This window comes from Brevundimonas sp. (assembly GCF_018608325.1).
Classification (GTDB): Bacteria; Pseudomonadota; Alphaproteobacteria; order Caulobacterales; family Caulobacteraceae; genus Brevundimonas.
The window spans coordinates 1-15,100 of sequence record NZ_JABAZW010000162.1; the positions used below are offsets into that span (position 1 = coordinate 1).

Annotated in this window: 10 protein-coding genes; 3 read left to right on the forward strand and 7 right to left on the reverse strand. The window is 65.8% G+C overall.

Annotated features, from left to right (window positions below; all coding sequences use genetic code 11):
* The 6 genes from QZ281_RS16310 to QZ281_RS16335 all read right to left on the reverse strand — a co-directional run.
* A partial coding sequence (locus QZ281_RS16310) for a hypothetical protein (protein ID WP_292230188.1) occupies nt 1-313 on the reverse strand: 313 nt, incomplete at its 3' end.
* 79 nt (nt 314-392) lie between these two features.
* A complete protein-coding gene (locus tag QZ281_RS16315) occupies nt 393-1,088 on the reverse strand; it encodes a hypothetical protein (protein ID WP_292230190.1) in 696 nt (231 codons plus the stop codon).
* Entirely contained in the window at nt 1,089-1,367 is a 279-nt protein-coding gene (locus tag QZ281_RS16320; RefSeq protein ID WP_292230192.1) for a hypothetical protein, read from the reverse strand.
* A 109-nt stretch (nt 1,368-1,476) separates the two neighbouring features.
* A complete protein-coding gene (locus tag QZ281_RS16325) occupies nt 1,477-7,314 on the reverse strand; it encodes a hypothetical protein (protein ID WP_292230194.1) in 5,838 nt (1,945 codons plus the stop codon).
* A gap of 1 nt (nt 7,315) precedes the next feature.
* Nucleotides 7,316-8,785 carry a hypothetical protein gene (locus tag QZ281_RS16330; RefSeq protein ID WP_292230198.1) on the reverse strand — a complete coding sequence of 490 codons (1,470 nt, stop codon included), beginning with the start codon at nt 8,783-8,785 and terminating at the stop codon, nt 7,316-7,318.
* The gene (locus QZ281_RS16335) at nt 8,785-10,866 is read right to left on the reverse strand and encodes a hypothetical protein (protein WP_292230200.1); all 2,082 of its coding nucleotides are present in this window, start codon (nt 10,864-10,866) and stop codon (nt 8,785-8,787) included. Before QZ281_RS16335 ends, QZ281_RS16330 begins: the two co-directional genes overlap by 1 nt.
* A gap of 297 nt (nt 10,867-11,163) precedes the next feature.
* Between QZ281_RS16335 and vsr the strand changes: the two genes are divergently transcribed.
* Nucleotides 11,164-11,628 carry a DNA mismatch endonuclease Vsr gene (gene vsr / locus QZ281_RS16340; protein WP_363298128.1) on the forward strand — a complete coding sequence of 155 codons (465 nt, stop codon included), beginning with the start codon at nt 11,164-11,166 and terminating at the stop codon, nt 11,626-11,628.
* Here vsr and QZ281_RS16345 read toward each other — a convergent pair.
* Complete coding sequence (locus QZ281_RS16345) at nt 11,625-12,944, reverse strand: DNA cytosine methyltransferase (RefSeq protein WP_292230201.1); 1,320 nt, start codon at nt 12,942-12,944, stop codon at nt 11,625-11,627. The genes vsr and QZ281_RS16345 overlap by 4 nt on opposite strands.
* 557 nt (nt 12,945-13,501) lie before the next feature.
* On the opposite strand from QZ281_RS16345, the gene QZ281_RS16350 reads away from it, so the two are divergent.
* The gene (locus QZ281_RS16350) at nt 13,502-13,783 is read left to right on the forward strand and encodes a helix-turn-helix domain-containing protein (protein ID WP_292230203.1); all 282 of its coding nucleotides are present in this window, start codon (nt 13,502-13,504) and stop codon (nt 13,781-13,783) included.
* A complete protein-coding gene (locus tag QZ281_RS16355; RefSeq protein WP_292230205.1) occupies nt 13,780-15,072 on the forward strand; it encodes a type II toxin-antitoxin system HipA family toxin in 1,293 nt (430 codons plus the stop codon). Before QZ281_RS16350 ends, QZ281_RS16355 begins: the two co-directional genes overlap by 4 nt.
* Nucleotides 15,073-15,100: the final 28 nt, after the last annotated feature.

Consider the following 15,100-nt stretch of genomic DNA (forward strand, 5'->3'; position numbering starts at 1 on the left):
CGCCAGCTAGCCATGACAAGCCGCTGGCGAACGCCAGCCTACGATCGGCCTCGTTCCCCGGGCCGCACGCACGGGCATTGAGGGCAATGACCGGTGCATGGTCGGCCCCGTGGACAACGAGCCCAGCAAGGGCCGGATCCTCGAGGTCAACCTCCACGAGTTCGATCCCAAGCCGATAGGCCATCACGGTGGGCTGAAGCAGGTCAGCGTGGGCTAGTCCTGCGAGCCCCCTCGCCAGCCCGACCACAAAGTCGTCAACGGCGGCTTCCCCAGCCTCCTGGTTGCTTGCCACGCCCTCGATGAGGGCCTTCAAGAAGCTGTCCCACCTGCTTGAGGGAGGAGCCGGTGCCTCGACTACGGCAAGCATCCTGGCGAGCGGCCCGCTGCCATAGTCATGGCAGCCAAGACGTCTCGGCCATCAGCCCATCGTCGTCACCCCACGCGATCACTTCTGGAAGAGCACCCCGGGCATGAGCCAGGATACTCGCGCTAAAGCCTGTCGCACTTGAGGCGAGCGCGTCGGAAGCCCTGGGCCGGCGGGCGTTCCACTCCACGACGGCCTCGTCTGCTGGGAAGCCTTGCGCGACCAGTCGGCCAGAGATCTCGTCGCCAAGGCGGGAAAGCGCCGCATCGACGGCGGCACGATCAAAGGCGGCCTCGCCATGCGGCGCTTGGATCATCACGCCTTGTGGCGTGGACCAGATGCGGAGGCTCGGCACCGTGAGGCCCGGAAGGTAGCGGGCAAGGTCGTGCGCCTCCTCCCAGACGAAGCGAGCTTCTTGCATCTCGACGAGGCCATCCTCGTCGATCTCTCCCGTGCGCGCCCTGTCGGATAAGCCTTGCTCGAAGGCCTCGATCCGCGTCTCGATGGGGGCATCTCCCGGCGTGCCGATCCAATCCTCGTAGAGGAGCCTCTCCCAGTTCTCGGCAAGGCCCACGAGAAGGTCTCGCCAGATCCAATCGACACCGACGCTCATCCCCCAGGCCTGGCGGTCGTCCACGAATAGCCGCAGCCGGCCGAGCGTCGCCTCGTTGGCGTCGTCGGACTGCTCGTGGGTCCAGTCAAACTGCGCGGTGATCACTTCCATCTAGGAATGATCATTGAACCATTTTTCCAGCTCATGCTTGCAATTTCTCTGCGCCGCGAGGGCGAGCAGGGGTCGCCAGATGCGCGGGGGGATGTCGCGCTTCCGGCATGGGAAGGCATGGTAGGACCTGCCGTACCGGGTCACATGGGCCTTGTAGGGCACGCCCTCGTGGACATTGAAGATGTTCTTCGGATGCTCGCTGCTGCCCCCGACGAAGTGCTCGACACCGTTGTTGAGCAGCTCGAGCACGGTTTCGGCCGGGATGTTCGACGGGCACATGCCCTCGACCTCCCCTCCCCGATGGGCCTCGAGGGAGGCATAGGGCTTGTTCCACTTGTGCTTCGGCCGGCCTCGTCCGTAGGCCGGCCGGGGCTCATAGGCGTAGTTCCTAGGCATCCCCGTCGAATATCCGGCTCTGCCCCCCATGCGCGGTCGCGCGCGGCCTCACCGAAAGCAGGCGGGGCGACCGGAAGACGTTGCCGGTCGACCGGCTGGACACGGCATAGCAAGACCCCGGCGGCAGGTGCTGCAGCTGCAGGTTGGAGAACTCAGGGGCCGCCTTGAGTAGGTCCGTTATGTTGTCCCGTGTCTCGAGGCTGAAGACGAAGTTTGTCCCGAGGTGGCGGCGGATGCTCGTGGGGATCGAGCCCACGTCCTGCGTGGCGAACACGTATGAGCTGCCCTCGTGCCGCATGTACCGGATGCGGGCGTCGAAGCGGTCGCCGAATGCCTCGGTCATGTACTCGTGGGCCTCATCAAAGACGACGAGCTTGTTGAATGCCGTCCTCTGCTTAGCGATCTGGTTGGCGCAGACGAGGATGAGCTTCATCGCATCCTCGCGGTTGAACATCGGCTGCCGGAGATCGATCGCCAGGACTCTGCCAGGCCGCAGGATCTCGCCGAAATCGACGCCATGCGATGACGAGACGATGCGTTCAACGGCCTCCAGTCGGATCTCGGCGGCCGACATGCTCCCGCGAGGGAGCTTCTCCCCGAGCTGCTCCCGGACGCCTTCGACGGTTATGCCGCCCTGGCGGCGCAAGTCCTGCAGCGTGGCGCGGATCACGCGGGCGAAGACCGCGTCGCTGCCGGGCTCTCCCATCAAGAGCTCCCAGTCCTCCACGTCGAGCGCCTGGGGATCGAAGTAGAGCTCCCGGGCGACCGCCCCCTCGTACTCCACCCGTCGGCCGGCGAGCTCGCCGGGCATGCAGAGGACGTCCAGGCCCGCGATGGGCTGGGGTGCCGCGGAGTATTCCCCGTGCAGTCGCTCCACGTCGCCGGCGTCGCGATTGGGTCGCACGAGCGAGGATAGCTCGAAGCGATCGGCGGCGTTGCGCCGATAGTTGAACACGACAACGGCGAGCGGTGAGCGCATCGTACTGAGGGCGGGGATGGGCATGGCGGCGCCTTCCATCAGAGCGCCCAGCAGGTAGCTTTTGCCCGACCCCATGTAGCCGAACACGCCGATCGCTTTTGGATGGTCGAGGTCCAACGCGACCACCTGCCCCGTATTCGAGAGCTTGCCGACGACCGTGAAGCGGGTGGCGGTCTCTGCGCCGAGGAACAAGTCCGCTGCGGCGTGCAGCTCGTCGGTATCGCCCGTCGTCGATCCGGCATCGCTCGGGGCTAGGGGTGCATCTCGGTCGTCCTCCGGGGCGGACCGTGGCGACGGACCTGGGTCGCTACCCGCCGGCGCGACGGAATCGACCTCGGCGCCCGGCGTCGCGCTCGCGGGTTGTCCGGTGGGCTCCGTCGGGCCGCCGTCGCCGGGAACTGGCGGGCTTTCAGCGTTGTCATCGCTTGCTGGGTCGGGGCGGCCGGGCTCGACTGACCCGCCGGGTGCCTCGTCAGGACCGTCTGAATCCCCAGGACGACTTGGCTCGTCGCCGGGGGCGACGCCCAGCAATGCGCTGCGCAGGAGCCCAGGGACATCGAGCAAGGTGACGTCGCAGGTCAATGGCAGGAAATGCTTGGCGCAGAACGCATCAAAGGCCAGTCGGTCCTGACGCAAGGCTTCTGCTGGCTCGTGGCCCGTCCATGCAAGGGCCGGCGCTGCCGCCGGGATGAACTGCACATGGCCGACGCCATCATCGAGGTTGGTCGCCACCACGCCTCGCTGTCCCACGTCCTCTTGCTTGAGCGACCAGATGGCGACGCCGTCGCCGATCTCGAGGGAGAACAATCCGTCAACGACATCCTGCACTATGGCGGAACGCTGGGCTGGCGTCGGTTCGTCCGGCCCGAACTTCATCGCGAGGTCCACGAGGGTCGCGAACACTTGAAGCCTTGCCGATGCCTGCAGCAGCGCCCGCTCCCCGCTCGCCGACGCCACTGCATCCACGAACGATCCCAGTGCGGTCGCCGAAGCCTTCACTTGGCCAGCCGCCGCCTTTTTGTCTGCTCCACTCGGCGGCAGCCCGTCACGCTCGAGCCCACCCCGATGCTTGCACTCGATGGGCGTTACCTTAATCCGGGTGCCGCCGGACCCGGTGCAGTCGACGACAACGAGGGCGAGGTCGGCCCGGGACTTGCCGGCCGGCGTCTCGCCGAGGGCGTCGACTATGCCGTGGATGGGGTCGAGGGGGATGAGCCCGGCAAATCGCCCTTCGCCAAGCCATTTCGGCGGCAGCTGGCAATCCTTGAACCCCGTCAGGAGGCGGCCGGCCAGAAACAGGCCTGCGGCCTCGCCTTCCTGCGTGGATCCCGGGCGTCGCAGGGTCCCGAGGCCAATGCCCCGCGAGCCCAGCTCGCCGAGCAGTTCATCGGCTTGTCCGGACGAGAGGCCAAGGTTGGCCCTGAGGCCGGCGACCAAGGACTGTGGCGCGCGCGCGAGCACGTAGTGGGCGCCACGCACCGCCTCTACCTCCCTTGCCGACATCCAGCCCGGCCGCCACTCCCAGAGCTGCTTGGGTCCGGGCGCGGATCTCGCCAGCCGGGCCATCTGGGCCGGTTCCAGGTTGATGTCGCCGATCACCTCCCACCGCACGGCATCGCTGGCCTGTAGTGAGTCCATCGTAGTGACGACTCGCATTGTCGCGCCTACCGGCTCAAGCATCGCGAGAAGCTCTCCAAGGCCAAGTATGTCGGGCTTCCTGGCTCCGTGCTGGTAGTCGACGTACGCGACCTGATCGTCAACCGCGGTCGTGAAGCGGCGCAGGGGAAGCGCGGGGTTCGGCGCCGTGGCCTCCCCCGGAATGAGGCGCGTGAAGGGAGCGGTGTTCTCCACAAAGGCAATGTCCACATGCCCCGGGAGCGGATCGCCCTCGCCGCGGACTTGCCAGGTGAAGCGCCCTGCGGCTTGCCTGTCGGATCGATCAGGAAGGTCATCCCGTCCTGGAGCACGGCCCTGACGCTTCGCGGAATCGATCACGCGGATCACGCCGCCGATCCCGGCCCCCTTCCGGTCGACCCAGGATATTACAGCCCTGTCGACTTCCGCCGATCGCGGGGCCTCGACTGCGGCGCGCAACTCCACTTGCAGGGAAGAGGCATGAGGATGGGCCGCGACGTAATCGTCGAGAGCCTGAGCGACGACACGCTCGTTCAAGCCCGTGCGTCCGCCCCATGGCAGTCGCGTACCGGCCGCTGTGAGCTGTGGCCGGACCAACCCGCTGCCGGCGGTCTTGACCAGGGCGCTCCATGCGACGTTGTCGCCATCGACGCCTGGATCGAGCGGGACGGCCACGAACGTCTCGGTCATCCCGCCAGGTCCGGGGGCCTCACCGAAGGCCGGGATGTTCCAGCCGTCGGCAAGCCCGAGCAACCTGGACGCCCCTTCGAGGCTCTCGGCGTGGACCTGTGCGCTGAACAGCCAGGCGACCCGCGCTGGGTGGAGGGGCGACAGGAACACGGCCTGAAGGCTTCCGCGCTCCGGACCGGGGTTTCCGTCCACGAGGAAGACGGAGAACGGATATCGCGCCCAGAACTTGTCCGTCTCCGTAGTCGCGGCGGCCATGAGGTCCCGGTGAGCCTCAATGTAGTGGCGCAAGGCATTGGCGCCCACCGTGGACAGATCCATCGACGACAACCAGTCCGGCACGCCGTTCTCGAGGCCCCGGCGGGCGACCGCCCTGGCGGCGGCGATGAAGTTGGCCCACGCACTCGTCCCGGCCAGCGCCTCGGACGGTCCATCCCCCAGCCCCGTCCACGGGCCCTCGGCCCCCTGCAGGGCCGTTGGCCGACGCTGGTAGGCAAGGTCCCTCGGGAGTTCGCCCGTCCCCGACGGGACGACGAGTTGGAAGAGGCTAGGCTGGAGCTCGTCCGGGCGCGATGCGCCGACCAGGGCCGCGACGCTGCCTTGGAAGCGGCCGAATGGCGTGTTCCGGGCCTCGGGACGAGGCTCGTGGAGAGGGACCGTTCGGTCACGTCGCCGGAGCGCGTTTGTCGGGAGCGCGACATCGCTCTCTATGCGAACCACGGTGACATCGATCGGGTCGTCCTCGCCGAGCTGCAGCGTGGCCTGGTCGAGCAAGCGGGCGTTAGCGGCATAGTCGATCCCGCCTAGGCTCATGCCGGTCGCGAGGCCCGAGTAATCGAACGTCCCAGGAGGGAACCACGTCCCCGTGCCGGGATCCCAGCGGCCGTCATAGGCGGCGATCAGGGCGTTTGCTGGCGCATCGAGCTCGAGTTCCGGACTCGTGGCTGGCGATAGCCAGCCGCCATCCTGCGCCACGAACTCCACCGATGCCGCCGGCGAGACGGCGACCGATGCGTCCCCGGTCGCCTTCGGGAGCACCGCCACGACGGTCGGCCAGTACGGCGAGGGCACGACGACGACGGTGCCCAAGGTTACCTTGCGAACGGCTTGCAGCGTCCCGCCGATGTTGTCTTGGACCTCGAGGGTCACGACGAGCTTTCGCTTGGCCGCCCATTTGGCAACACGGCCGTCCTGGTGCTTGATCGTCAGGTCGAGCGGGAACCGGAGTTCGAGCTCGCCGGCCGTCGTAGACAAGGACACCTCTCCGGCCACCAGCCCCGCCGACGGGCTGAATTTCACCGTTGCCGATACGGCCAGAGCCCCTCCCTCTGGGACGAGGTCCTCCTCGACCTGCACGCTGCCCATGCCGCCGATGCGAATCCCGGAGTCTTCCAGGGAGATGACCGTCGACTTGGCGCCGCCCCTTGTCTCCGGGTTTGCTTCGCGGACATCCAGCAGCAGGGGCGCTCCCTGGACCTGAGCGTCCAGTTGGAGGAAACGGCCATCCGGGACGGTGCCAATCCTCGGACCGCCTTGGTCGAGCGCATTCATGGCCGCAAGGAGTTCCTGGGCCGAGACGGCATCCCAGCTGTCCCCCCTACGACGAGGACCACCGGGGACAAGTTTGCCAGCGTCGCGGCCAAACAGCAGCCTGCCGATCTCCGGAGCCGTCGCGGAGAATCGCTGCGCCCTCAGCATGGCCTCGGCCCAGGGAAGGCCGGTCCACCTGGCGTCGCCTTGGATGGCCGAGCTGTCCCGGAGCTTCTCGAGGACTGCGTTTATCTCGTTGATCCGGACGTGCTCATCGATGAATCGCAGCCAGGCGCCGCCCAGCAAGTCGATATCCCTGGCGGATTCATCGAGCTCCGGCCACGGCTCGTCGATGAACGGTGCTGGCAAGCCAGCCAGGCGGAAAACGGAAAGCGCGTCACGCGCGTCGACAGGGGTCGGCGGGGCACTCGCCGCCGCGAGCCGGACCGCATCATCGAGGTCCGACGCCATTGCCGACCACGCACGGAGCAGCCTCGCGCCGAACTTGTCGAGCGCCCCCGCCCCATCGGCGAGCACCCGCTTCAGGAGCTCGATGGTCCAGCGCCCCGCCAGCGCGAACTTCTCCAACACGGCTTGGTCTAGGCCAGCCTGGGCTAGCGCGACCTCCATGGTCGCCGTGGCGAGCTGCTCCGGAGAACATGAGCCGCCACCCGTCCCCGGGAATGCATCGGTCAAGAAGGGGGTCGCCGACGTCGCGAAGGAACTGTCAGGCTCCACCACGCCGCCGAGGAACACGAAGATCCGGTCCGCGTCGGTCCGCCACGCAATCAGTTGGCTAGACGGTATTATCCAAGGGGGATCGCCAGGTGCCGGGTTCCGGACGACCAGGACGGCCTTTATCTCGACGTGCCCGTCGTTGGCGGCTGCCGCGAGCGCCCGCGCCTCGGCCTCGAGCTCCTTGGGAAGCTGGACGTACTGGCGACCACGAGCACCGGCAAGCAAGCGCGCCAACGCGCGACCGAGAACACCTTGGCTCATCCTAGAATCCCGAGCTGATCACGATGGCCTCGTCGGCATCGGGACTGTCCTGCGTCAACCCTGCTCCCTCGAGAAGGTCGACGAGTGTCGCCCGCTCGATCGAGATGCCCATCCGGGCAAGGTCGACCATCACTTCCTGTAGGGTGCACTGCTTCCCAGGTCCGCCTGCCGCCAGCGACGCGACGACGACCATCCACTCCGGTCCAGGCTCGGCCCAGACTCGCCGGCGCTTCTGGTCCGTCCGGGCGAGGTAGTACAGGTCAGCCTCGTCTGCAGTCGCGTCGCTAGCGACGCGCGCTAGCATAAGGTAACGGACGAACTCCTTCAGCGTCTTGGGGGCGGTCCTCGGATCCCGGTACGCCTCGCCGGCCGTCAGGTTCAGGGACGCTAGGAACTTTCGGGCTTCCTCGCCGTCGGACGCAAGGTCGAGCTCCGTCTCACGACTGGGCTGGTCGCGTGTCGCCTCATCGAGTGCCGCCCTGGCGTAATACCCATCGCCCAGCCCATTCCCCAGCAAGGCGGTCAGGTCCTTCTCAGACGGAGGGGTGGACCTCGGCGCCACCACGAGCAGCGCTGGCTTGTCGAACATGGAGACAAACTGGTCCCAGGCCCCCTCGTCGCCGAAGCAAAGCTCCCTGAGCGACCGGAATACGGCGGCCTCCCAGAGGTAAGTCAAGGCAAGGCCAGTGCGGGCGAGGCATGTCGCCCAGTCGATGAACCTGCGGTCTGGAAGCGCCTCGCGCCACCCCGTCGATGGGTCTAACAGCTGTTGCCAGCGATCCCAGAACCAACCCTGGGGCCCTTCGAGGCAAAGGCCGGTGAAGAAGGGGTCGCCCGGCCCCGGAGGTGCGAGAGAGGCCAGGGAAGCGGGCCACTCCGGCAGGTTCACATTGCCTTCGCGTCTCCAGACGGCGGGCGCCACATGCTCGAAGAAGTGAGAAACCATGTCACCACCGGGGCTATCGAGCGCCTCAGCTAGGCTTGCGCCTGCTGCCCCTTCGTCTGGAGCGCCTCCTAGCTGCGCCATGACGTCGACCGCGCGCGCCAGGTTCGGCGGGGCATTCTTGTTCACCGCGCCATTCAGCGTCTGCAGGGGGACGCTCCCTCGGTGCACCGGCGCGCACGTCTTGGATTGGTCGCGCTGGGAGCGAGGTGCTGCAATCGAGTTCACGACCGCGTCGCTGAACAGGTCGGCGTCCGCAGGATCGGCGAAGATCCCGTCCCTCGCGGCCTCCCGGACCCATCCTGAAGTTTCCGTCACGATATTGTTGGACTTCGGCGGCAGTTTCTCGAGCACGAGCCGCTTGGTGGCCCTCCCTTGCTCTCGAGTAGCCGCCAGGCCTGATACGGCCTCGGCCTGGCCTAGCGTGGTGCCCTTGGAACGCCAGAGGAGATCGACGAGCACCAACTCGGTCTGCTTTGCATATTCGGGACGCGGCAATGCCAGCAGCGCCTTGAGCGTCGGGTTCATCATCTACGCTCCACGCCCAAGGTGTGGGCTCCCCAGCCGCCACGTATGCGGAACAGCCGGCCTTCGGCGTCGGTCACATGGGGTTGGCCCGTCTGGCGCTTGCGTGCGATCAGCGACGCCAGGACGCGCTCGACCCGCGCGATGGCCTGATCAGGCAAGTCCGTGAAGCCTTGCCTGGAACGTGTCACGACCAGCGCCTCCCGGGTGAGGTCCAAGTCGACGGGCACAAGCAGCCCCTCGCCCTGGCCGCCGCCCGAGAGGCGCAGGAAGAACTGCAAGCTATCGCGGGACGCCCTGAGCTCCACCGAGAGCTCGCTCGTCTGGCGGGATATGAGCACGGTCCGGGCTGGCAGGCTGGTTTCGAACGAACGGGTCCTTGGCCTGAACGGAGCTAGGTACAGCGTCCCGCTTTCAGGGACGAGCATGCGCCGCAAGCCCGAGAGGAGGTCACCGGCGGCTCCCCGGGAGAGCGTGCCTTCCTGAGCGACAAGCCATGCGTCGACGGCCTCGAAGTCAGCAATCCACCCCCCCGCCAACCCTACCTGCCGGAGCAACGTCATCGATCGCCATTTGCGGACCTGTGGCGATCGCAGCTGCCCGGCGGTCGATCCCTCCGCCTCCCCCTGGAGGTGTTCGAGGACCACCTGATCAAGCCTGTGGTCCAGCTCGCATGTGGCGGCCGCCGGCAGCATCGGGGCCAGGGTGGCGAGTGGCTGCTGGACGTGCATGGCCTCTGCCGCGTCCAGGGTCGCGGCCCTGAGGCCGTCCCACTCGTCAACGCTCGCCGCCGGGTCCAGAGTGCGAAGCGCCAAGGCGAACTGACCCGGACGCTCGCCCGCACGGGCAGGCCCGAAGTCGGCGAGGACCGCATGGTAGAGGCTTCCACCTCGGATCGCGCCTTTTCCAAGTCGCCGCCAGGAGGGAGGGTCAGGCGGCGGGAACATCGCTGCGTAGATCCGGTGGCGGGCCAGTGCGCCGATGGCAGCGTCGGTGCCGCTAGCGGCGAGTTCGCCCGCCCAGTCGCACGGGTGCACCCCGGCGTCCCATGCCTCCTCGTTCGGTCCAATGATCGCCGTGGCCAATGTTGCCAAAAGGTCGCGGTACGTCATGCGACGGCCAGCCGCCACCTCTGAGGAGCGCATGATATCGAGGAAGCCATCCCGGAGGTCCTCGTCGCCAAGCCAGGCCGCATTGGCCTTGAACGGGCACAGGGGGCTCGCCACGCATCCGCCGCAACCCTGGCCGTTCCAACGTGCCGGGTCCGCGACGTCCTTGGTCAAGACCGACGCCGCTGCGGACTGTCGGCTGCGCTTGCTGACATGGAGCCCGCCGACCGGCTGGTACGGTGCCACGGCAGGGTCGTCGGCCATTGAAAAGTCCAGGGAAACCCGGGACGACCCAATGGCGGGCTGGGGCTCGAAGAGCGAGAGGGCATCGAGGCTTAGGACGTGCAGTACCACAGGTCTCCCCGCCGTCTCGACGCGGCGACGAGCATAGTAGCTTGTCGCAGGATCGTCCGCTCCATTCCCGGCCGCGGCCTCGTTCAGCCACTCGAGCAGCTCGGTGACCTCGCCGCCCTCGTCATCTTTGCGAGCCTTGTTGCGTTCCTCCACCAGTATCCCGCGGTTGACGTTGGCAAAAAGCAGCAACCGGCCACCATTGCCCACTTCGGCAAGCGCCTCGGATAGGTCCAGCGCAAGCGACCCGGCCCCGTCGACCTGCGGCCTGGGGATAGAAGCGTCGTTGATGAGTACGACACTCGCACCAGCGGTTGTCTCCCCATCGAGGGTTCGCGGCGCCGTTTCGCCAGCTGCAGGAGGAGCTATCCCCAGGCGGTTTGCCAGTGAGCGCATGGCCTCGGACTTCCCATTGCCAGGCGCGCCCACGAGGAAGCCCCATTGCTCGGCTCCAAGCGCCTCTGCTGCGGAATGGCTATCGGCCAGGAAATCCACGAGGTCCTGAACACCGGCGGGGAAAGGCCCCCTGGGCCCTCCGAGGGCGGTGCCCCTCGGGACCGCCACCGCCTCGCGGCCGCCGAAGGCCCGCTCCCGGAGCCAATCGATGATATCGATGTCGCTCATGCCCTCTTCCCCAATGCAGGCCAGCACCCCAGGGCTGCAGCGTATCCAGCACCCTTGTTCGAGACTCCGGCGGCTCGTCCTGCGTCGCGCCCATTCGTTCCGAAGGTCGTGAGCCTGGCCGCGTCAGGCTGGGGGCTGACTAGGCCACCGGATTGATTTGCCAAGACGCCTTGCCCTTCCCCATGCTGGACGACCGCTACCACTGCGCGATTTTAGGTGCAACGCAGCTTAAGGCCTGCAAGCGACTTGGACTGAGGCACGGATCGTGGGCAGCCCACGGACGTTACGTCAACCTGATTGGAGTGCTCCCTGGCCGACTTCCTGACCCCTGCAGAGCGATCCGTCCGGATGTCCCGGATCAAGGGGCGCGACACCAAGCCAGAGCTACGCCTGCGCAAGGCTCTCCACGGCCTGGGGTTCAGGTATCGGCTCCACGGCGCATTGCCGGGAAAGCCTGACCTCGTGTTTCCACGCTACCGCACGGTCGTGTTCGTCCATGGCTGCTTCTGGCATCGTCACAAGGGATGCAAGGTCGCAGCCACTCCCAAGTCGAACACGTCGTTCTGGCTGGCTAAATTTGCTCGGAATACGACGAGGGACGCCGAGGTGGAGGCGCGCCTGCGAGATGCCGGTTGGCGTGTCCTCACCGTCTGGGAATGTGACGTCACATCCCCGCTAAAGGCAGAGGCAGCGGCCCGGAAGCTGGCAGCGGAGATAGACCCCTCCCGCATGCGCCGGGATGCTGGCGTTCAGGGGCGCTAAGCGACCGCTACTTCGTCGATCCTTGCATTCAGCTCGAGGGCTTCCTCGATCTCCACCAGAAGGCAATCCAGAGCCTTGCCTAGCCCCCGGGCCATCAATGGCGGAACGGCATTGCCGACCTGAGTGTAGCGGGGGCACTCCTTGGTCCGCAGGACCCCCCCGGTCGTGTACTTGCCTTGGAACTGGAACCAGTCAGGGAAAGACTGCAGCCGGGCGCACTCACGGACGGTCAAAATGCGAGGTTCAGAGTAGTGCAGTAGGTCCTCGGGGAGCGTGGTGATGGTCGGCGCGGGCTCGTCCGGATGTATGGGCACGATCCGGTTCTTCCTCAGGCCGAACCGGGCTCGGTCATTGGTGTTCAACCGGACACCTTGCGTGCATTCGGCAATGATCTGGCCGAAGCGGGCGGAGATCTCCTGGGAGTGCCGCGCCAGGCGCATGCTGTTCATCTGCGGCGGGGGAAAGGGCTTGCGCATGGCGTGCTGGTAATCGGTGCTTGGTCCCGCGTAGCGGAGCTCGCTGAACGTCCCACGGGCAGCCGTGTCGCGATAGGTGAACATGCTCGCGCCGGCTGTTTCCAAGTCGGAGAGCGCGTCGCTCGCAGATATCCTCTCATTCAAGTTCAAGTCTGCAAGCTGCATCTCGCGATGAGTCCCGATCGCCTCGAACACGCGGCTCATTCCCCCTTGCAGGACGGCCGCGCAGTCGTTCCGGACGCCCACGACGATCAATCGGGTACGCCGTTGCGGGACCCCGAACGTAGCTGCGTCAAGGAGCCTGGCATCGACGCTGTAGTTCGCCGCGCGTAGGAGCTCGACAAGCTTGTCGTAGTAGGAGTCGCGCAAAGCCGCCGGCGGCATCCCGCCTTCGGCGCGCGCCTCCTTCGCCCTGTGGACGACGCGCATGCCAGGGACGTTCTCTAGCAGAATGATCCGGGGCTGGATGGCCTTGACCACCTCCACGTATTTCTCGAACAGAAGGTTCCGGGGGTCATCCGCCTTTCGCCGGCCGGCGAAGCTAAAACCTTGGCAGGGCGGGCCACCGGTGAGGACATCGACCTCTCCTCTTAGCGACTCTAGCTCCCCGCGATGGCGCACAAGAAGCTGCTCGATGTCCCACGCCTGCTTGGGCAGCCATTCTGGCCAATCGAACTGGTGGACCTGCTCGCACTCATCGCCTGACAAGTTCGACTGGAAGGTCGAGAACGCCATCGGGTCGCGCTCAACGGCGAACCTCCCCTTCAGGCCAGCCATCGACAAGCCGAGGGACAAGCCACCGCAGCCAGCGAACAGATCGATGAAGGTATGGGTCCGCATTTCACGCTCAGATACAGCGCTTCGCGGGAAAGGCGCAATACACATCACGACCGCCTCCGCGTCCAACAAGCTCGTCGAGCTATAGAACAAAATAGCAACATTTCTTCGGTTGTCAAGGTTCTCTGGCGGCGCATCGTGGATTCAGATGTCGTGCCGTAGCCCAGCAAGTACGCTTTGCCCGCATGCTGTAACGCCTGGGTTTCCGGGCGCGGCGCTGCCAGAGCGGAAGCCTTGAGGTCCCGCCGATAGCCGTGATCCGCTATAGCTCTGGCCCTGAAGCAGACATTCCCAAAGTCGCTAACGAGTCAGACGCGGCTATTGCGGGCCCATTGCCGGTGACCGCAGTCCGGCTCCCCACATTGGCACCGTGTGATCAACTGCCATCGGCTGCGACTGGAAGGACCGGTCGACGCTTGGCTGGTTTTGTGGCCATCAATCCAGAAGCTTCGGCATCCGTGTCAGCGTAAGGCGACATTTGTCCGTGTCGTCGTACGCTGACAATTGAATTTGTCGCCGTACGCTGACATGATGCTTTGTCAGATACACGCGGATTGGCCATGATTATTCGTTCGGCGATGGAATTGGGCGCAGCCGTCAAAGCGCGTCGCAAAGCGCTTGGTGAAGACCAAGCTGCTCTGGCGGTTCGCGTTGGCGTTTCCCGGCAGTGGATCAGCGCTTTGGAAAACGGCAAGTCCACGTTGGAACTTGGTCTCGTTCTGCAGACCCTAAAGGCTCTGGACATGCCCCTGTCCACCTCGTCGGGGCAATCGACACCCGCTGTCCCGCCAGCCCCGCGTACTGACCTCAACGCGCTCATCAACGCGGCGCGCCGTCGATGACGGAGCATGTCCTCATCCTGCTACTGAATGGGCGTCAAGTCGGCGAAGTGCGGAGAAACGGCCAGAAGCTCTCGCTCCACTACGATTCCGCGTGGCGTGACGATCCGGCTGCATATCCGGTCTCTCTATCCATGCCGCTCGCATCGCCGGACCACCCCCACGCCGCGATTAACGCGTTCATCTGGGGACTGCTGCCTGACAATGAACAGGTTCTCGATCGATGGGCTCGCCAGTTTCATGTCTCGGCCCGCAATCCGTTCGCTCTGATCGGAGCTGTTGGGGAAGACTGCGCCGGCGCGGTTCAGTTCGTGACGCCCGAGCGAGCAGAAGCGCTGACGCAGGGCGACGAGGATGACGTCCAATGGCTGGACGACGAACAAATCGAAGACCGGCTTCAAACGCTTCGACAGGATCACGCTGCCTGGCGTGATCGACGAGACCACGGGCAGTTCAGCCTTGCCGGAGCCCAGCCGAAGACGGCCTTGCTGCAGCGTGACGGACGATGGGGCGTGCCGTCAGGCCGCAACCCCACGAGTCATATCCTTAAACCGCCCTCTGGCGCCTTTGACGGTCACGCGGAAAACGAACATTTCTGCCTCCGTCTGGCAGCGCGTCTGGGCCTGCCTGTGGCCTGGTCGGAGGTTAGACGTTTCGGCGAAGAGATCGCCATCGTTGTGGAGCGCTATGATCGGCAGGCGGTCGACGGACGACTACTTCGTATCCACCAGGAGGACATCTGCCAGGCCCTCGGCGTTCCGCCTACGCGGAAGTATCAGGCCGAACGAGGCCCGGACGTGCGGCGCTGCGTCACTCTGATCCGCGACCAATCGAGCGAACCCGGCGAGGACGTGGACACCTTCATTCAAGCCATACTTTTTAACTGGATCATCGGCGGTACAGACGCTCACGCCAAGAACTACTCTTTGCTCATCGCGGAGGAGGGACAGGTGCGATTGGCTCCGCTCTATGACGTCTCGAGCGCCTTGCCGTATGAAGGTCTTCAGTATCAGCGGCTCAAGCTCGCGATGAAGCTCGGCGGCGAATACTATCTTCGCGACATCGGTCCGCGTCAGGTCGCCAAGATGGCGGTCGAAATCCGACAGGACCCCGCCTCGCTGATCGCTCGCGCCCAGACGATGGCCGATCAAATCGTAGGCGAGGCACCCTTTGTCGCCGCCGATCTCGTCGCAACCGGCCTGAACCATGCCATGATCCCGCGTCTGTCGGCCCTTCTCGTCGACCGATCCACGCGACTGTCGGCGGATCTCGCGGCCTGGGCGCCGAACTAGACATCATCCAAGCGGCTCGGCGGCCTCC